The organism is Mycobacterium fragae (genome assembly GCF_002102185.1).
Classification (GTDB): Bacteria; Actinomycetota; Actinomycetes; order Mycobacteriales; family Mycobacteriaceae; genus Mycobacterium; species Mycobacterium fragae.
Genome location: NZ_LQOW01000006.1, coordinates 230,582 through 249,220, shown reverse-complemented (window position 1 = coordinate 249,220; position 18,639 = coordinate 230,582). Strand labels below are relative to the sequence as shown.

The following is an 18,639-nucleotide window of genomic DNA, read 5'->3' as shown; positions in this document are numbered from 1 at the left end:
GGATTCGTAAGGACAGCGGCATTCGGCGATGGCCGCGCGTTGTTTGAAATCGTGACGACAACATTGGCGGACGTCCTACCGTCCCTCGGTTATGCCGCTCCGCCGCGGTTCCATCCGGCGGTTTGGCCGCTTACCACCCATTCCGACGAGGAGGGCCGGCTGTGCATCGGCGATGTGCCGCTTACCGACATCGCCGACGAGTTCCGTACACCGACGTACGTGATCGACGAAGCCGACTTCCGGTATCGCGCTCGCCGTTATCGGACAGCGCTGCGCGACGCTGAGATCGTCTACGCCGGCAAGTCGCTGCTGACCGTCGCAGTAGCACGCTGGGCGCGCGAAGAAGGGCTGGCCGTCGATGTGTGCTCTGCCGGTGAGCTGGCCATCGCCTTGGTCGCTGGGGTTGAACCGGGCCGCATCGTCATGCACGGCAACGCGAAATCGCACGACGAGCTGCGTGCCGCGGTCCGGGTCGGGGTGGGACGCGTCGTGCTGGATTCCTGCATCGAGATCGCTTACCTCGCGGGGTTGGCAGATCGGCCCCAGCGGGTCCTCATCCGCGTGACCCCCGACATCGACATTCACGGGCACCGTGCGGTCACCACCGGGACCACGGACCAGAAGTTCGGTTTCACGCTCGACGGGCCTCAGACCGCCGACGCGGTGGCGAGGGTCCTGGCGCAGCCCAACCTCAGGCTGATCGGGCTGCACTGCCATATCGGCTCGCAGGTGACCGATCCTGCCCACTACGGCGAGGCGATTCGTCGGATGATCGCCGTCATGGCGGACATCCGCGCCCGGCACGGCGTCATCCTCACCGAGCTGAACATCGGTGGCGGCCATGGAATCCCTTATCTGGCCGGCGGTCCCGAGCTCGACATCGACGAGCTGGCCCACGTCATCGACGACGCCCTGGACGTGGCCTGCGCTGTCGAGCGCTTCCCACGGCCACTCATTGTGGTCGAGCCTGGTCGGGCCATCAGCGCGCGGGCCGGTGTCACGCTGTATCAGGTGTGTTCGGTCAAGTCGCGGCCGGGCGGGCCCACCTTCGTGGCGGTCGACGGCGGAATGAGCGACAACCCGCGGGTGTCGCTGTACGGCGCGAAATACACTGTCGCGCTTGCCAACCGGCATTCCCTGGGTGAGCGCCGTCGCGTCACCGTGGTGGGGCGGCACTGCGAAGCCGGCGACGAGATCGCCCGCAACGTCGAGTTGCCTGCCGACGTGCATCCCGGTGACCTGTTGGCCGTGGCATGCACCGGCGCCTATCACCACAGCATGGCGTCGAACTACAACATGGTCGGCCGGCCCCCGCTGATCGCCGTGGCCGATGGTCGCGCCCGTGAACTGGTCCGCCGGGAAACCGTCGCCGATCTGTTGTCCAGAGACAGAGGATAAGCGGGGTTTAAGGCTATTCGTCGAGCAGGTCGGGGTCGGGCTCCAGATGGCTGAGGCCGTTCCAGCACAGGTTGACCAGGTGCGCGGCGACCACTTCCTTCTTGGGCTCGCGGGCGTCGAGCCACCACTGCGCGGTCATCGACACCGAGCCGACCAATGCCTGGGCATACAGCGGCGCCGTTTCGGGATCGAGGCCCCGCCGGGCGAAGTCGCCGGCCAGGATGGAGCTGACCTGGTTGACCGCGTCGTTGAGCAAGGTGGAATAGGTGCCCGAGCTGATGGACGCCGGCGAATCACGGATCATGATCCGGAAGCCGTCGGTGTGTTCCTCGACGTAGGTCAGCAGCGCTAGCGCCACCCGTTCGATGCGCAGCCGCGACCGGTTGTTGGTCGACCTGGTCAACGACGACGTGATGCCGTCCAGCAATGCGGACATCTCCCGGTCGACCACTACCGCGTAGAGCCCTTCCTTGCCGCCGAAGTGCTCATAGACCACCGGTTTGGAGACGTTGGCGCGCAGCGCGATCTCCTCGATCGAGGTGCCGTCGTAGCCTCGCTCGGCAAAGAGCGAGCGGGCGATGTCGATGAGCTGGTGACGCCGCTCGCTGCCGGTCATCCTGGCGCGCGGCGTGCGCACCTCTTTCTCAGGCGCTGCCACGGCTACCAGGGTATCCGCTTGCATTAGAGTCGTCGCTGGTCCTAACGATCCGTCGTGGTGTAATCGGCAGCACATCAGATTTTGGTTCTGAGAGTTCAGGTTCGAGTCCTGGCGACGGAGCTGGTTATTGCTGGGCTATTGCCGCACTTCTTTGCCGCGAGCGTGCGGAGAATGACACGCTTAACGGCGTGTCGGCGTACAAACACGCACACTCGCGGCGAAGGCGAAGTGGTGGCGAAGAGGTGAGGCCCGATGACTACCCACGGTGAATCAGCGGTCCTGGTATTGGCGGCGGGGGCCGGAACCCGGATGCGTTCGGACACCCCCAAGGTGCTGCACACGATCGCCGGTCGCAGCATGCTGGCGCATTCGCTGCACGCGATCGCCAAACTGGCCCCCCAACATCTGGTCGTGGTGCTGGGCCAAAACCACGAACGGATCACCCCAGTGGTCGCCGAGTTGGCGGTCACGCTCGGGCGTGGGATCGGTGTGGCGATGCAAGACCAGCAGCTCGGCACCGGACACGCGGTGCTCTGTGGGTTGTCCGCGCTGCCGGACGACTACCGCGGCGTCGTCGTCGTCACATCCGGCGACATACCGCTGCTCGACGCCGATACGCTGGCCGACCTGATCGAGACCCACACCTCCCGGCCGGCAGCGGTCACCGTGCTGACCACCACGCTGGCCGATCCCACCGGCTACGGCCGCATCCTGCGCACCCAGGACAATGAGGTCATCGCGATCGTCGAGCAGGCCGACGCCACTCCCTCGCAGCGGGAGATCCGCGAGGTCAACGCGGGCGTGTACGCCTTCGACATCGCGGCGCTGCGGGCGGCGCTGAGCCGGCTGTCAGCCGACAACGCCCAACACGAGCTCTACCTCACCGACGTGGTCTCCATCGTCCGGCAGGACGGTCAGACGGTGCACGCCCGCCATGTCGACGACAGCGCGCTGGTGGCCGGGGTCAACAACCGCGTGCAGCTGGCCGAGCTGGCCGCCGAACTCAACCGCCGCATCGTGGCCGCCCATCAGCTGGCCGGGGTCACCGTCGTCGACCCGGCCACCACCTGGATCGACGTGGATGTGAGCATCGGCCGCGACACGGTCATCCAGCCCGGAACCCAGCTACTCGGGGCCACCCGCGTGGGCAGCCGCTGCATCGTGGGCCCGGACACCACCTTGACCGACGTCGCCGTCGGAGACGGCGCATCGGTCGTTCGCACCCACGGCAGCTCCGCGGCGATCGGCGACGGCGCAACAGTCGGCCCGTTCACCTACCTGCGGCCGGGCACCGTGCTGGGCGCCGACGGCAAGCTGGGCGCGTTCGTCGAGGTCAAGAACTCCACGATCGGCACCGGCACCAAGGTGCCGCACCTGACCTACGTCGGTGATGCCGACATCGGCGAGCACAGCAATATCGGCGCGTCCAGCGTCTTCGTCAACTACGACGGGGAGTCCAAGCAGCGCACCACGGTCGGCTCGCATGTGCGCACCGGCTCGGACACCATGTTCGTCGCGCCGGTCACCGTCGGCGACGGCGCCTATACCGGGGCCGGCACGGTGGTCCGCGAAGACGTGCCGCCAGGGGCGCTGGCCGTGTCCGGCGGCCCGCAGCGCAACATCGAAAACTGGGTGCTGCGCAAGCGGCCGGGCAGCGCCGCCGCGCAGGCCGCCGAAAAGGCACAAGCCGCCGAGAAGACGGAAGAGCGACCCGATCGGTAACCCAACCACACACCTGGCGTTTCGCTACGTACCATGAAGCGGTCATCTCGATCCCGAGCGGTGAGGGCACCACGTTGAGCCACGACTGGACCGACAATCGCAAAAACCTGATGCTGTTCTCCGGTCGTGCTCACCCCGAGCTAGCCGAACAAGTGGCCAAGGAACTCGACGTCCACGTCACCGCGCAGACCGCCCGTGACTTCGCCAACGGTGAGATCTTCGTTCGGTTCCACGAGTCGGTGCGCGGCTGTGATGCGTTCGTCCTGCAATCGTTCCCCGCGCCGCTGAACCAGTGGCTGATGGAACAGCTCATCATGCTCGACGCGCTCAAGCGGGGCAGCGCCAAGCGGATCACCGCCGTCGTGCCGTTCTATCCCTACGCCCGGCAGGACAAGAAGCACCGTGGCCGCGAACCGATTTCCGCGCGCCTGGTCGCCGACCTGCTCAAGACCGCCGGCGCCGACCGGATCGTCACCGTCGACCTGCACACCGACCAGATCCAGGGTTTCTTCGACGGGCCCGTCGATCACATGCGCGCGCAGCACCTGCTGACCGCCTATATCAAGGACAACTACACCGGGCACGACATGGTGGTGGTCTCGCCGGACTCCGGCCGGGTGCGTATCGCCGAGAAATGGGCTGATTCGCTCGGCGGCGTTCCGCTGGCCTTCATCCACAAGACCCGCGACCCGCGGGTGCCCAATCAGGTCAAGTCCAATCGCGTCGTGGGCGAAGTCGCCGGCAAGACCTGCATCCTGATCGACGACATGATCGACACCGGCGGAACCATCGCCGCCGCGGTCGCGCTGCTCAAGGAGGACGGCGCCGGTGACGTGATCGTCGCCGCCAGTCACGGTGTGCTTTCCGACCCGGCACCCAAGCTCCTGGCCGAATCCGGCGCCCGCGAGGTGATCGTCACCAACACGCTGCCGATCGGCGAGGAGAAACGCTTCCCGCAGCTGACGGTGCTGTCGATCGCCCCGCTGCTCGCCAGCACGATCCGCGCCGTATTCGAAAACGGCTCGGTCACAGGGCTTTTCGACGGAGATGCCTAGATGGGTGACGCCGTCATCTACCACAATCCGCGCTGCTCGACCTCCCGCAAGACATTGGAACTTTTGCGCGACAACGATTTCCAGCCTGAGATCGTCGAGTACCTGAAGACTCCGCCCACGCGCGCGCAACTGGCCAAGATGATCCGCGACGCCGGCGTCGACGTGCGAGCCGCAGTGCGGAAAAACGAAGACGTGTACCGCGAGCTCAACCTCGACGAGGCGACCGACGACGAGTTGCTCGACGCCATGGTCGCCAACCCGATCCTCATCCAGCGGCCGTTCGTGGTCACCGCCAAGGGCACCCGACTGGCTCGGCCGGTCGACGCCGTCCGCGAAATTCTGTGAGACTGCAACTCTGCGCGGCCACGCTCATGCTGGCGCTCGTCGGCTGTGGACCGAAATCCCCTGACTACGGGTCGATCTGGACAACAACGGCGACAACGACCACGACGACGTCCGAAGAGCCCGTCCCGTTGGCGCAGTACCTCGACACCATCGGCGTGATCAAAGAGCAAGTAGCGCCCGACAAACTGCCCGACCTGACTGTGTCGATGCCGATACCACCGGGATGGGAGAGGTACACCAGCCCAACCATTCCGCCGACAACCGAAGTGATCACCAAGGGCGGCCCGTATCCGAACGCGATGTTGATGGTCTTCAAATTGACCGGAGACTTCGATTCGCGCGAAGTGGCCAAGCACGGCAACGCCGATGTCGTCACGTCGGCGAACTTCAAGCAGCTCGACGCGTCGGACGCCGACTTCCACGGCTTCCCGTCGTCGATGGTTCAGGGCACCTTCGACCTCGAGGGCAAGCGATTGCATACCTTCAACCGGGTCGTCATCGCCACCGGGTCACCGCCCGCCCGCCAGCCCTACCTCGTCGAGTTCTCGGTCACCAGCCTGGCCGACCAAGCTGTGCCGGAATCCCGTGACATCGAGTCGCTGATCAAGGGGTTCACCGTCGCGGCGAAGAAGTAGTGCTCGGGCCACCGCATCCGCGGCATTAATCTGTCTGCCATGACTTCGTGGACCGCCGCAGACCTGCCGTCGTTCGCCGGACGCACCGTCATCGTCACCGGTGCCAACAGCGGTCTCGGCGCCGTCACAGCACGCGAGCTGGCCCGGGTCGGCGCCCAGGTCATCCTGGCCGTCCGCAACACCGGAAAAGGCGAAGCTGCGGCCCGCGAGATGACCGGAGACGTCGAGGTCCGCCGGCTCGACCTGCAGGACCTGGCCTCGGTACGGCAGTTCGCCGACGGAGTCGACGCCGTCGACGTCTTGATCAACAACGCGGGCGTGATGGCCGTCCCGCACGCGGTGACCGCCGACGGTTTCGAGAGCCAGATCGGCACCAACCACCTCGGTCATTTCGCCCTGACCAATCTGCTGTTGCCCAAGCTCACCGACCGAGTGGTGACGGTGTCGTCGATGGCGCACTGGGTGGGCCACATCAGCCTCAAAGACCTGAACTGGACCTCCCGTCCCTACTCGGCGTGGTCGGCCTATGGCCAGTCCAAGCTCGCCAACCTGCTGTTCACCAGCGAGTTGCAGCGCCGCCTCGACGGCGTCGGATCGCCGCTGCGTGCGCTGGCCGCACACCCCGGTTATTCGCACACCAACCTGCAGGGGCGGTCAGGCCGCAAATTCGGCGACGCGGTGGTCTCGTTCGGCACCAGGCTGCTGGCCACCGACGCCGACTTCGGCGCCCGGCAGACGCTCTACGCCGCCTCCCAGGATTTGCCGGGCGACACGTTGGTCGGACCGCGCTTCGGCATGGTCGGGCGCACCAAGCCGGTGGGGCGCAGCCCGCTGGCCAAACGCCCGGCAACCGCCGGCGCGCTGTGGGAGCTCTCCGAGCGGCTGACCGACACCAAATTTCCGCTCTGAGGTGCTGATGCGCTAACCTGGCCGGGCGTCACGGCGAGGGTGGCCGGCTGTAGAAATTTATGCCGATCACCGTTATCGACGGGGACCTTCTGGTTGTCGCGATTGCTGGCCGTGCCCCGACCAACACAGGAGCGACACCATGGCTAAATCCGCGGCTTCGGCGGCCAATGAGCTCGCCGTCACGGTACGCACCGAGACCGGCAAAGGCGCATCCCGGCGGGCGCGCCGGGCCGGCAAGATTCCCGCCGTGCTCTACGGTCACGGCGCCGCCCCGCAGCACCTGGAGCTGCCGGGGCATGACTTCGCCGCAGTGCTGCGCCACTCCGGCACCAACGCCGTGCTGGCGCTCAAGATCGACGGCAAAGAGCATTTGGCGCTGACCAAGGCGCTCGACATCCACCCCATCCGCCACACCATCCAGCACGCCGACCTGCTGGTGGTGCGTCGCGGTGAGAAGGTCGTCGTCGAGGTCACCGTCGACGTCGAGGGCGAGCCGGTGCCCGGCACCCTGGTCACCCAGGAGACCAGCACCATCGAGATCGAGGCTGAGGCACTGTCGATTCCCGAGCAGTTGACCGTCTCGGTCGAGGGCGTCGAGCCGGGCACCCAGTTCACCGCCGGGCAGATCAACCTGCCGCCGGGCGTCACCCTGGTGACCGACCCAGACCAGCTGGTGGTGAATGTGGTGATCGCGCCGACTGCCGAGGAGCTCGAGGCCGAGGGCGCCGGCGAGGTGCCCGAGGCGGCCGAGGAGGAAGAGGTGCAAGCCGAAGAGGCTGCCGAAGCCGAGGCGCCCGAGTCCGAGCCCGAATCCGAATAACTCGTGGCCGACCCACTATTGGTGGTGGGCCTGGGCAACCCGGGACCAAACTATGCCCAGACGCGGCACAACCTGGGGTTCATGGTGGCCGACCTGCTTGCCGGGCGGCTGGGTTCAACCTTCAAGGCGCACAAGAAGTCTGGCGCGGAGATTGTCACCGGCCGGCTCAGCGGCCACCCGGTGGTGCTGGCGAAGCCGCGCTGCTACATGAACGAATCGGGGCGCCAAGTGGGTCCGCTGGCCAAGTTCTATTCGGTTACGGCGGCTGACATCGTGGTGATCCACGACGACCTCGATATCGACTTCGGTCAGATCCGGCTCAAGATCGGCGGCGGCGAGGGCGGCCACAACGGGCTGCGCTCGCTCGCGGCGGCGTTGGGCACCAAGGATTTTCAGCGGGTGCGGATAGGGATCGGGCGCCCGCCCGGGCGTAAGGACCCGGCGGCGTTCGTGTTGGAGAACTTCACTGCCGCCGAACGGCCGGAGGTGCCCGCGCTCTGCGAGCAGGCCGCCGATGCCACCGAGCTGCTCATCGAGCTGGGGCTCGAACCCGCCCAGAACCGGGTGCACGCCTGGTAACTCGGGCTCTCGTCCCGCGGGCGAACCGCAGACGCTAGGTGACGAGCGTGACCGAGTTGGCCCGGCGCAGTTTGCCCGACGGCGTCTTCGGGATCGTTCCGGGGCCGAGCACCACGACGTTGCGTGGACGCACATCGACCTCGGCGAGCACCTCGTGCGCAACCTGATGCTCGATGCGGCGCACCTCGCCCGGATCCTCGAACGCGTTCGATTCCACAGCGACGGCGAACGTCTCGCGCGAATGCCCGGCGTCCAGTCGCACCGCCACCGCGCAGCCCGGACGGACACCCTCGACGCGGCACGCCGCCCGCTCGATGTCGGTCGGATACACGTTGCGGCCGGCCATGATGATGACGTCCTTGACCCGGCCGCAGACCACGATGTGGCCCTTCTCCGTGATGTAGCCGAGGTCCCCGGTGTCATACCAGCCGTGCTCGTCCTGCGCCGGGATGAATCCGCCCATCGTGATGTAGCCGGGGGTCAGCGGCTCACCACGCAGCTCGATCACGCCGACGCCGCGCGGCGGCAGCACGTTGCCGTCCTCGTCGACGATGCGGGCCTCGATCCCGTCGAGCACCGGCCCGAGCGAAGCCAGCCGGCGAATGTTGCCCTTGGTGGCCGGTACGGCGCGCCGTAGCGCCGCCAGCAGGTCGGCGTCCACCTCGTCGACGTGCAGCCCCGTCTCCACCGGGGAGAACGACACTGCCAGCGTGGTCTCCGCCATGCCGTACGCGGGCAGGATGGCCTCCGGCCTGAGCCCGAACGGCCTGCCCGCGTCAATCAGGTCTTCCACGTCGGCGGGGTCTACCGGCTCGGCGCCCGACATCGCGATCCGCAGCGTGGACAGGTCGAATTGGCCGGGTTTGGCTTGCTTGCGCAGCCGCTTGGCGAACAGTGAGTAGGCAAAGTTCGGGCCGCAGATGAAGGTGCCCTTGTACTTGTCGATCAGCTTGGCCCACAACAACGTGTCACGCAGGAAGTCCATCGGCGTGACCTTGACCAGCTCGGCGCCGAAGTACATCGGCACGGTCAAGAAGCCGATCATGCCCATGTCGTGGAAACAGGGCAGCCAGCTGATCATCACGTCGTTCTCGATGTCGTATCGCACGCCGACGAACATCGCCTCGACGTTGGAGTACACGTTGCGGTGGGTGATCTGCACCGCCTTCGGCGATCCCGTCGAACCCGACGTCAGCTGCATCAGGGCCAGATCGTCCTCGTTGGTGTCGATGGGGTCGATGGGATCGGACGCCAACAGCTGCTCGACTGTGAGCACCTTGACACCGCGCTCCACCAGCACCGGCGCCGCCGCCATGAAGGGGTCGGAGACGATCACCGCCTTGGCTTCGATCATGTCGATGACGGTGGTGGTGTCCTCTGCCCACACCGCCAGGTCGGTGCGCGGCGTGGGCTGGTGCAGCATGGTCAGGCTGGCGCCGCGCATCCACAGCCCCTGCGCGGTCGGGGCGATTTCCACCGGGGCGCCGACCAGCACGCCGACCGCGTCGTGGTGGCCCACGCCGGCCGCGGCCAGGCCACCGGCCACCCGGCGGGCCCGCTCGTGGACCTCACCCCAGGTGTGCCGGACCGGGTGGTGCGGCTCGCCGGTCACCATGCCCTTCTTGCTCTCGCGGGCGTTGCGGAACATCTTTTCGGTAAATCTGCTCACGCGAACCTCCTCAGCTCCGGCGCCGACGCCCAGCGTTTAATGCTGCCCCTGTTAATGCGCACTTCGCTGCATGCGCACGCCCACAATTGGGGAGCGATTTCGTCTCGAAACGGTGATGAACCGATCACCTTACGCAACGTTGCGGTGTCGGTGAGGACACGGCCTGGGTTCGTGCACCGCCCGCCGGCATGGTCGGCGGGCGGGAGAATCGGGCGCGTTTCTTGACCGGTATTTATCACCGCAGCACATCTTAAACTCCTCTTAAGTAACCGCCAACTTCAGCGGCTACTCGACTGCGTCACACCCCGGTGACGGGGGTCGGCACCACTCGAGCACCGTGGACCGGCCCGCTGGCGACGCGAACCGTGCGGCAGACACCGGCACCGGACAGCTGCGTGCCCACGTCGACGGCTGCGGGCGCCGACGAGCACAGGAACGTGCACGTCGGCCCGGAACCCGACACGATGCCCGCCAGCGCGCCCGCTTCGACGCCGGCCCGCAAGACACGACGCAACGCCGGATCCATGCTCATCGCCGCCGCTTGCAGCTCGTTACCCAGCAGCGGCGCAAGCTGCTCCGGGTCGCCGGCGGCGAGCGCGGCCAAGACCGGCCCCGGTTCGGCCAGCCGTGGCGGCCCCTCCGCTCCCCCACCCTCGCCTTGCCTGAACCGCTGGAACTCGCTGAAAACCGCCGGCGTCGACAACCCACCCTCGGCGAACGCCAGCACCCAATGGAAGGTGTTCCGGGCCAGCACCGTGGCCAGCTCTTCCCCGCGGCCCGTGCCCAAGGCGGTGCCGCCGTGCAGCGCAAAAGGCACGTCGCTGCCCAGTTTTGCGGCCAGAATGTGCAGGTCGCGGCGCGGCACGCCGAGTTCCCACAGCGCGTTTATCGCGACCAGCACGCCCGCCGCATCCGCACTTCCGCCGCCCATCCCGCCGGCCACCGGTATGGATTTGTCGATCGCGATCGACACGTCGGGTGCCCGGCCCACGTGGTCGGCCATCAGCTCGGCCGCCTGCCAGGCCAGGTTGCGCTCGTCGACGGGCAGCTGGTCGGCGCCCTCACCGGTGAGTTCGAGCGAGAGCACATCGGCGTTGCGGACGGTGAGCTCGTCGAATAGGGAGACAGCATGAAACACCGTCGTCAACTCGTGATAGCCGTCCTCGCGACGGTCGCCGACGGCCAGATAGAGGTTGATCTTCCCCGGCACCCGCACGGTGACCGACCCAGTGGGCACCCACTGAGCAGCAGTGTTTCCGTCCATCGGCACCGCACGAGACTATCGCCGGAACCTACTCTGTGGGCATGGTTGGCGCCCGCCGTATCGCCGGCTACGTCATCGACCGCGAGGTCGGCCGCGGCGGCCACGCCACGGTGTACCGGGCGCATGCGGTGCGGTGCCCCGACCGGCCGGTCGCGCTCAAGGTTCTCGGCGAGACCCATCGCGGTCCGGCAGACCGTGCCCGCCTGCACCGCGAATTCGAATTCGCGCATCGGCTCAGCCATCCGCACATCGTCACGATGTACGAGCACGGGCCGTTCTGGCTCGCGATGCAGTTCCTCGGCGGCGGCAAGTCCACGCGGTTGCAGCGGCTCGACGACCGGCTGGCGGCACTTGTGCAGATCGCCGATGCACTCGACTACCTGCACGGCAACGGGATCGTTCACGGTGACGTCAAGCCAGCCAACATCCTTGTCGGCGAGGACTTTTCGCGTACAGGCGCTTGTTTGATCGATTTCTCAGTGGCACATGCCGTCGTCGACGACGTCTTCGGCCGCCCCAAAGACATGCAGGCTTCGCTGCCGTATATCGCGCCGGAGATGCTGGGCGGTCATGCCCCGACGGCCGCAACGGACGAGTACGCGCTGGCGTGTTGCGCAGTCGAGTTACTCACCGGCACAACGCCATTCGAGGCCGACGACTCCGCCGAGCTGGTGAACGCACACCTTCGTGGCGTCCCGCCGCGGATATCCCACCGAGTCCCCTGGGCATCGCGTGCAGTCGACACGGTGGTGGCCAGGGGCATGGCGCGAGAGCCCGACTTGCGCTATCAATCCTGTACGGAATTCGCCGAGCGCATCGCCCGCGCGGTGGACACTTAGCTCGCGGAGGCGTGTGGCTGAGACGTTCCGGCTTCACCCGAGCGCTGATGCAGCCGCACAAAGTCTTCGATGGTCAGCGTCTCACCCCGGCGCGCCGGGTCGATGCTGGCAGCCAGCAATCGGCGTGCCGACTCGTTACCCGAACCCGCCCATTGGGCGAAGGCGTTGCGGGATGTCTTGCGCCGCTGGGCGAATGCGGTATCGATAAGGTCGAAGATCTGCTGACGGAAGGTCTCGTCGGTGGGCCACGGCGAGGTCTCGTACCGATCGATGCGCACCAGCCCGGAATACACCCGCGGAATCGGCCAGAACACCGTCGGGGAGACCATGCCGTATCGGCGGACCCGCCCGAAGAAACGCACCTTGACGCTGGGCACACCGTAGTCCTTGCCACCCGGTTCGGCGGCCAGCCGTTCGGCGACCTCGGCCTGCACCATCACCATCACCGTACGCAGCGACGGGAATTCGGCCAGCAGGTGCAGCAGCGCCGGGACGGCGACGTTATAGGGCAGATTCGCCACCACCGCGGTCGGTTCGGCAGCCAGATCGGCGCGGCGGATCGACAACACGTCGCGGTTGAGCACAGTCAGCCGGTGAATTTCGCTATGCGAATGCTCGGCAACTGTTTTCGGCAGCCTGCCGGCCAGCACGGGATCGATTTCCACGGCGGAGACCGTCGCCCCGCGGTCGAGCAGCGCCAGGGTGAGCGATCCCAGCCCGGGGCCGACCTCGAGGACGTGATCGTGCCGGTTGATTCCGGACGACGACACGACCCGGCGCACCGTGTTCGCGTCGTGGACGAAGTTCTGTCCCAGAGATTTCCGCGGCCGGAATTCGAGTTCTTTGGCCAGCCGCCTGATCTCGGTTCGCCCGAGCAGCCGGATGGTCAGCGTAGACCCGCTCGTCCGCTGCACACTGGCCAAGCACCCCAGCCCTGGCGCGCCCGGGTGACCTCGGCCACCGCGATCTGCTCTTCGCGGGTGGCGAGGTCGGCGCGCGGCGCAAAGCGCAGGCCGCCGTTGCGTTCCCAGGTGCTCTGATCGAATTGCACACCGCCGTAATACCCGTTGCCGGTGTTGATCGCCCAGTTCCCGCCAGCCTCGCACCGCGCGATGGCGTCCCAGACGCCTCCGTTGCCGACCTCAGGAACATCGGTGCCCGGTTTGGTGCCCACCCGCACGACCGCCTCACGGGCCGGTGTGACCACGCGGCTGGCCACCGGCAGCCGGCCGGTTTCGACGCCGTTCACCTTGGACACCGCGAACGTCACGTCCTGGGTGCCCGGGGTGCCCGGGTCTTCGACGACCTGACGGCTGATGTTCATCTCCGGGTCCTCGACGCGGCGCCTGGGCGGAGGCAGCGGCACTCGCTCGGTGATTTTCTCGATCCGGTTGCGGGTCACCTGGATGTGCATCCCGTCGACCACCGGCGCCGATGCGCCCGGGCTGACCTGGTCACTTTGCTCCAGCGGCGCCTTGATGGCAGCCAGCAGGTCCCCGACCCGGGCCGCCGCGACGTGTACGTTGCGCACCGCGCCGCCGTCGTTGAGCTCGACGTTCTTGGCGCTGACCACCGGTAGGGCCATCCCGGCCAACGGAACCCGGCTCCCCCGCGAGGCCGCGGCCGGCGCCGTGTCGGTCATCGCGAGCTGGGCCAGCGCCTCGTCGACGGTGGACGCCGTGGTCCACACCTGCTTGGTGTCGTGGCCGTCCAGCGAGATCTGCAGCGGCCGGCTGCGGCGCAGCACGATGTTCTCGGCGTCGTGCACCCGCTCGTCCGCCGCCGGGTAGAGGTCGTCACGCTCGCTGACGCTGAAGCCGTTCTCCCTGATGATGTCGACCACGCGCGACTTCATCGTCGTCACGGTCATCGCGGTGCCATCGACACTCAGCGTCACCGTTTTATACGCGGCGATCGCATATCCGCCGGCGCACGCCAGTACCAGCAGTAACGCCGCGACCAGGAGCCGCAAAACCGGTGATGGAGTCTGGTGCAGTCTCGTTAGTACGTTCAACGCGCCTGTATCCCCGACCTCAGCAACAACTTCGGCAACAACCCACTGACACAGCAAAGGGGCCTTTCGGCCCCACCCGTACGATCACAAGACGGTAACGAATCGGCCTAGATAGAGCAACTCAGGCACGGCCCTCTTAACGGACTCTTAACCGCCGCCCAACCGGTAGGCTCGGCGAGCATTGGCGGTGGTGATCTCCGCCAGTTCCTCGGCGCGCCGGCCGAGCAGATCAGCCAGCGCCCGAACAGTGTAAGGCAGACAATACGGTTCGTTGGGAGCCCCGCGGTGCGGGTGCGGGGTCAGAAAGGGTGCGTCGGTCTCCACCAGCAGCTGCGCCAGCGGGATCAGCGGGACGGCCTCCCGCAGCTCACGGGCATTGCGGAAGCTCACCGTCCCGGACAGGCTGACCAGCCATCCGGCGTCCACACAGGCGCGGGCCATGGAGCTGCCCGACGAGAAGCAGTGAAAGATCACCGTGTCGGGCGCGCCCTCGGCGCGCAGCACGTCGAGCACCTGCGCGTCGGCGTCGCGGTTGTGAATCATCAGCGGTTTACCGATCCGCTTAGCCAGGTCGATGTGCCATGCGAAGGCCTCGCGTTGCGTGGCCGGCTCCGCGCAGGCCTCCAGCCGGCCCGGCCAGTACAGGTCCATGCCGGTCTCGCCGACCGCCACCACGCGTGGGTGGCCGGCCAGTTGTTCGATCTCGGCGCGTGCCGCGGCCGTGAGCGCGTTCGCGCGGGTCGGGTGCAGGGCCGTCGCGGCGTAGACCCTGGGGTCCCAGTCGGCGGCGCGAGTCACCCAATTCGCGGAGGCGAGGTCATCGGCGATGGTGACCACCGCTTCGACCCCGACGGCCGCGGCGCGGTCCACGATCGCCCGCACGTCGTCGCCGTCCTCGGCGCCGCACGCGTCCAGGTGGGTATGCGCGTCGACCAGCGGGCGCAACGGCTCGGGCGTCGGCGGACGTTTGGAGCTCACGCGCACACAATAGGGTGGACTTTCAAATGAAGCCCTACTACGTCACTACGGCTATCACGTACCCGAACGGCGAGCCGCACGTGGGGCATGCCTACGAGTACATCGCCACCGACGCGATCGCCCGCTTCAAACGGCTCGACGGCTTCGACGTGCGCTTTTTGACGGGAACCGACGAGCACGGCCTCAAGATGGTCGAGACGGCCGCCGCAGAAGGCGTTCCGACCGCGGAGCTGGCCCGGCGCAATTCGGATGTTTTCCAGCGGTTGCAGCAGAAGCTCAACATCTCCTTCGACCGGTTCATCCGCACCACCGACGCCGACCACCTGGAGGCATCGAAGGCGATTTGGCAACGGATAGCCGATGCCGGAGACATCTATCTGGACACCTACTCGGGCTGGTACTCGGTGCGCGACGAGCGGTTCTTCACCGAGTCGGAGACCAGACTGTCGGAGGACGGCACCCGGATCGCGACCGAGACCGGGGCGCCGGTGACCTGGACCGAGGAGCCCACGTACTTCTTCCGGCTGTCGGCGTATGCGGACAAACTGTTGGCGCACTACGACGCTCATCCCGATTTCATCGCACCCGAGGTGCGGCGCAACGAGGTGGTCAGCTTCGTCTCCGGCGGCCTGCGGGACCTGTCCATTTCACGGACATCGTTCGACTGGGGCGTGCCGGTGCCCGACCATCCCGACCATGTGATGTACGTGTGGATCGACGCGCTGACCAACTACCTGACCGGCGTCGCCTTCCCCGACACCGACTCAGAGATGTTCCGCCGCTACTGGCCGGCCGATCTGCACATGATCGGCAAGGACATCATCCGGTTCCACACCGTGTACTGGCCGGCATTTCTCATGTCGGCCGGAATCGAGCTTCCTCGAAGGGTTTTCGCGCACGGGATGCTGCTCAACAGCGGTGAGAAGATGAGCAAGTCCGTGGGCAACGTCATCGACCCGGTCACGCTGGTCGACAAGTTCGGGCTCGACCAGGTGCGCTACTTCCTGTTGCGTGAGGTGCCGTTCGGCCAGGACGGCAGCTACAGCGACGAGGCGATGATCACCCGGATCAACACCGATCTGGCCAACGAGCTGGGCAACCTGGCGCAGCGGTCCCTGTCGATGGTGGCCAAGAACATCGACGGAAAGGTCCCGGAGCCAGGCGATTTCACCGCCGACGATTTAGACCTGCTGGCCGCGGCCGACGGGCTGGTCGAACGCGTGCGCGCCGAATTCGATGCTCAGGCAATGCATTTGGCGTTGGAGGCGATCTGGCTGATGCTCGGCGCCGCCAACCGGTATTTCTCGGCTCAGCAGCCATGGGTGCTGCGAAAGAGCGAGTCCGAGGCCGACCAGACCCGGTTACGCACCGTGCTCTACGTGGCGTGCGAGGCGGTGCGCATCGCGGCGCTGCTGATCCAGCCGGTCATGCCCGAGTCGGCGGCCAGGCTGCTGGACCTGCTCGGTCAGCCCAACGATCAGCGGACTTTCGCGGCGCTAGGAACGCGGCTGGTACCCGGCACCGCGTTACCGGCGCCGACGGGCGTGTTCCCCCGCTACCAGGCGGAGTGATCTAGGTCACGCACTGTCACATCCGCAGGCTCGGCGGTGTCTCAAGGGCAGCATCCCCTGAGACCCGCGATAAACGAGGAAACAGCAATGACCGACCAGCGCACTCACGTCGTCGTGATCGGCGGCGGATATTCCGGCACCATGGCCGCCAACCACCTGCGGATGCGTCCGGACGTCGACGTCACCCTGGTGAACCCGCGCCCGACCTTCGTCGAGCGAATTCGCCTCCATCAGCTCGTCGCCGGCACGCGCATCGCAACCGTGGATTACGGCAGCATGCTCGGTGAGGGCATCCAGCTGGTCGTCGACTCCGCCGAGCGGATCGACACCGGCGACCGCAAGGTGCTGCTCGGCTCCGGCGCGGTACTGGACTACGACTACGTCATCTATGCGGTCGGCAGCACCGGCGCGGTGCCCTCGACGGTTCCCGGCGCAGCCGAATTCGCCTACCCCATAGCGGAACTCGAGCATGCCGAGCGGCTGCGCGACACACTGGAAGACCTGCACCCGCAAGCCCCGGTGACCGTGGTGGGCGGCGGATTGACCGGAATCGAAACGGCCTCCGAGCTCGCCGAGCAGGGGCGGCGCGTGACGCTGGTCTGCGGCGGCGTGCTCGGGCCTTCACTCAGCCGGGCCGGCCGGCGCTCGGTGGCCAAGTCGCTGTCGCGGCTGGGCGTCGATGTGCTGGAGACCGCCGTCGTCGTCCGGGTGCAGTCGACGGCGGTATTGCTCACCGACGGCGGCTCGGAATCCGTGCTGCCCAGCGTCGTGACGGTGTGGACCGCTGGCTTCGGCGTGCCGGATCTGGCTGCCCGCAGCGGGCTTCGCACCGATGCGCCGGGCCGGTTGCTCACCGACGAGACGCTGACCAGCGTCGACGACCCCCGCATCGTCGCCGCCGGCGACGCCGCCGCCCCGTCGGGCGAGCCGCTGCGGATGAGCTGCCAGGCCGCGATCCCGCTCGGCGCCCAGGCCGCAAACACCGTGCTGAGCCGCATCGCCGGCACCGCGCCCGCGGTGGTCAACCAGGCGTTCGTCGGGCAGTGCATCAGCCTGGGCCGCAAGCACGGCACTGTCCAGCTCGCCCACCTCGACGACACGCCGGTGAACCTGTACATCGGCGGGCGGGTCGCCGCGTCGATCAAGGAGGCGATCTGCAAAGGCACGGTCTGGGGTATCCGTCACGAGGCCGCCAAGCCCGGCTCGTACTTCTGGCTCAAGGGCGGCAAGCGGCCCGAGCAGGCCGCGCCCGAGGCGGTCACCGTACCGTGACCGCCTCGGCGAGCGAACACGCCGACCGGTTCACCCTGTTGCGGCCGTTGCTGTTCACCATCGCCTACGAAATCCTCGGCAGCACAACAGAAGCCGACGATGTGCTGCAGGACAGCTATCTGCGGTGGGCCGACGTGGATCTGTCGACGGTGAACGATACCAAGTCCTATCTGGCCCGGCTGGTCACCCGCCAGGCGCTCAATGCGCTGCGGGCGGGTGCCCGTCGCCGGGAGGACTATGTCGGGCCATGGCTGCCCGAGCCACTGCTGCTCGACGAGCAGGATCCGTCGGCCGATGTGGTGCTCGCCGAATCGGTGTCGATGGCGATGCTGGTGCTGCTGGAAACGCTCACCCCTGACGAGCGCGCGGTGTTCGTGCTGCGCGAGGTGTTCGGGTTCGACTACGGCGAGATCGCCGAGGCAGTCGACAAGTCCGCGGCGACGGTGCGGCAGATTGCGCACCGGGCGCGCCAACACGTGCAGGCTCGACGTCGCCGCTTCGCGCCGGTCGACCCGGAGCAGAACGCCCGGATCACCGCGGAGTTCATGGCCGCCGCGTCCAGTGGCGACGTGCAGACGGTGATGTCGATGCTGGCCCCCGACGTGGTGTGGACCGCCGACAGCGGCGGCAAGGCCAGCGCCGCGCGCCGCCCGGTGGTCGGCGCCGACAAGGTTGCCCGGGCGGTCGTCGGGCTGATGAGCCGGGGCATGCAAATCCCCGATGTCCGGGTGGACACGGTGATCTGCAACGCCGCACCTGCGGTCCTGCTCTACCGCGGTGACCACCTCGAGGGGGTCTTCACTGTCGAGATCGCCGACGGCAAGATCACCAACTTCTACGCGATGCGCAACCCGGACAAGCTGGCGGCGGCGACCACAGTGCGTGAAATCCGCCGCAGCTGATTGTTCTGT

18 protein-coding genes and 1 tRNA gene are annotated in these 18,639 nt (G+C 67.2%); 13 read left to right on the top strand and 6 right to left on the bottom strand.

Annotated elements, in window-relative coordinates:
• Positions 1-51: 51 nt before the first annotated feature.
• Positions 52-1,398: a diaminopimelate decarboxylase gene (lysA, locus tag AWC06_RS05265; RefSeq protein WP_227370992.1), complete on the top strand. Its 1,347-nt coding sequence runs from the start codon at positions 52-54 to the stop codon at positions 1,396-1,398.
• 13 nt (positions 1,399-1,411) lie between these two features.
• Here the strand turns inward: lysA and AWC06_RS05260 are convergent, their stop codons facing one another.
• A complete protein-coding gene (locus AWC06_RS05260) occupies positions 1,412-2,014 on the bottom strand; it encodes a TetR/AcrR family transcriptional regulator (protein WP_085195161.1) in 603 nt (200 codons plus the stop codon).
• A gap of 90 nt (positions 2,015-2,104) precedes the next feature.
• On the opposite strand from AWC06_RS05260, the gene AWC06_RS05255 reads away from it, so the two are divergent.
• From AWC06_RS05255 to pth, 8 genes are all read left to right on the top strand, one after another.
• Positions 2,105-2,176 (top strand) — tRNA-Gln (locus AWC06_RS05255).
• Positions 2,177-2,308: 132 nt separating this feature from the next.
• On the top strand, positions 2,309-3,778 hold the full coding sequence (gene glmU / locus AWC06_RS05250) for a bifunctional UDP-N-acetylglucosamine diphosphorylase/glucosamine-1-phosphate N-acetyltransferase GlmU (protein ID WP_085195048.1): 1,470 nt from the start codon (positions 2,309-2,311) through the stop codon (positions 3,776-3,778).
• Positions 3,779-3,852: 74 nt separating this feature from the next.
• Positions 3,853-4,833, top strand: a complete 981-nt coding sequence (locus tag AWC06_RS05245; protein WP_085195046.1) for a ribose-phosphate diphosphokinase — start codon at positions 3,853-3,855, stop codon at positions 4,831-4,833.
• Positions 4,834-5,178, top strand: coding sequence for an arsenate reductase (glutaredoxin) (gene arsC, locus AWC06_RS05240; protein ID WP_085195044.1), 345 nt, complete (start codon positions 4,834-4,836; stop codon positions 5,176-5,178).
• A gap of 26 nt (positions 5,179-5,204) precedes the next feature.
• Positions 5,205-5,813, top strand: a complete 609-nt coding sequence (locus tag AWC06_RS05235) for an LpqN/LpqT family lipoprotein (RefSeq protein WP_085195159.1) — start codon at positions 5,205-5,207, stop codon at positions 5,811-5,813.
• A 39-nt stretch (positions 5,814-5,852) separates the two neighbouring features.
• Positions 5,853-6,722 carry an oxidoreductase gene (locus AWC06_RS05230; protein ID WP_085195042.1) on the top strand — a complete coding sequence of 290 codons (870 nt, stop codon included), beginning with the start codon at positions 5,853-5,855 and terminating at the stop codon, positions 6,720-6,722.
• 139 nt (positions 6,723-6,861) lie between these two features.
• Entirely contained in the window at positions 6,862-7,542 is a 681-nt protein-coding gene (locus AWC06_RS05225; protein ID WP_085195040.1) for a 50S ribosomal protein L25/general stress protein Ctc, read from the top strand.
• Between the two features lie 3 nt (positions 7,543-7,545).
• Positions 7,546-8,121: an aminoacyl-tRNA hydrolase gene (gene pth, locus AWC06_RS05220; protein WP_085195038.1), complete on the top strand. Its 576-nt coding sequence runs from the start codon at positions 7,546-7,548 to the stop codon at positions 8,119-8,121.
• 34 nt (positions 8,122-8,155) lie between these two features.
• Here the strand turns inward: pth and AWC06_RS05215 are convergent, their stop codons facing one another.
• Both AWC06_RS05215 and AWC06_RS05210 read right to left on the bottom strand, forming a co-directional pair.
• Positions 8,156-9,790, bottom strand: coding sequence for a fatty acyl-AMP ligase (locus AWC06_RS05215; protein ID WP_085195036.1), 1,635 nt, complete (start codon positions 9,788-9,790; stop codon positions 8,156-8,158).
• A gap of 298 nt (positions 9,791-10,088) precedes the next feature.
• Positions 10,089-11,054, bottom strand: a complete 966-nt coding sequence (locus AWC06_RS05210) for a 4-(cytidine 5'-diphospho)-2-C-methyl-D-erythritol kinase (protein WP_085195034.1) — start codon at positions 11,052-11,054, stop codon at positions 10,089-10,091.
• Positions 11,055-11,095: 41 nt separating this feature from the next.
• On the opposite strand from AWC06_RS05210, the gene AWC06_RS05205 reads away from it, so the two are divergent.
• A complete protein-coding gene (locus AWC06_RS05205; RefSeq protein ID WP_085195157.1) occupies positions 11,096-11,893 on the top strand; it encodes a serine/threonine-protein kinase in 798 nt (265 codons plus the stop codon).
• Here the strand turns inward: AWC06_RS05205 and rsmA are convergent.
• The 3 genes from rsmA to AWC06_RS05190 form a co-directional block, all read right to left on the bottom strand.
• Complete coding sequence (gene rsmA, locus AWC06_RS05200; protein ID WP_085195032.1) at positions 11,890-12,816, bottom strand: 16S rRNA (adenine(1518)-N(6)/adenine(1519)-N(6))-dimethyltransferase RsmA; 927 nt, start codon at positions 12,814-12,816, stop codon at positions 11,890-11,892. The genes AWC06_RS05205 and rsmA overlap by 4 nt on opposite strands.
• Positions 12,780-13,907, bottom strand: coding sequence for a resuscitation-promoting factor (locus AWC06_RS05195; RefSeq protein ID WP_085195030.1), 1,128 nt, complete (start codon positions 13,905-13,907; stop codon positions 12,780-12,782). The genes rsmA and AWC06_RS05195 overlap by 37 nt, the downstream gene beginning before the upstream one ends.
• A 147-nt stretch (positions 13,908-14,054) precedes the next feature.
• Positions 14,055-14,891 carry a TatD family hydrolase gene (locus AWC06_RS05190; RefSeq protein ID WP_085195028.1) on the bottom strand — a complete coding sequence of 279 codons (837 nt, stop codon included), beginning with the start codon at positions 14,889-14,891 and terminating at the stop codon, positions 14,055-14,057.
• A gap of 20 nt (positions 14,892-14,911) precedes the next feature.
• Between AWC06_RS05190 and metG the strand changes: the two genes are divergently transcribed.
• From metG to AWC06_RS05175, 3 genes are all read left to right on the top strand, one after another.
• The gene (gene metG, locus AWC06_RS05185; RefSeq protein ID WP_085195155.1) at positions 14,912-16,456 is read left to right on the top strand and encodes a methionine--tRNA ligase; all 1,545 of its coding nucleotides are present in this window, start codon (positions 14,912-14,914) and stop codon (positions 16,454-16,456) included.
• A gap of 87 nt (positions 16,457-16,543) precedes the next feature.
• Positions 16,544-17,728, top strand: coding sequence for an NAD(P)/FAD-dependent oxidoreductase (locus AWC06_RS05180; protein WP_085195026.1), 1,185 nt, complete (start codon positions 16,544-16,546; stop codon positions 17,726-17,728).
• Complete coding sequence (locus AWC06_RS05175; protein WP_085195024.1) at positions 17,725-18,630, top strand: RNA polymerase sigma-70 factor; 906 nt, start codon at positions 17,725-17,727, stop codon at positions 18,628-18,630. Before AWC06_RS05180 ends, AWC06_RS05175 begins: the two co-directional genes overlap by 4 nt.
• Positions 18,631-18,639: the final 9 nt, after the last annotated feature.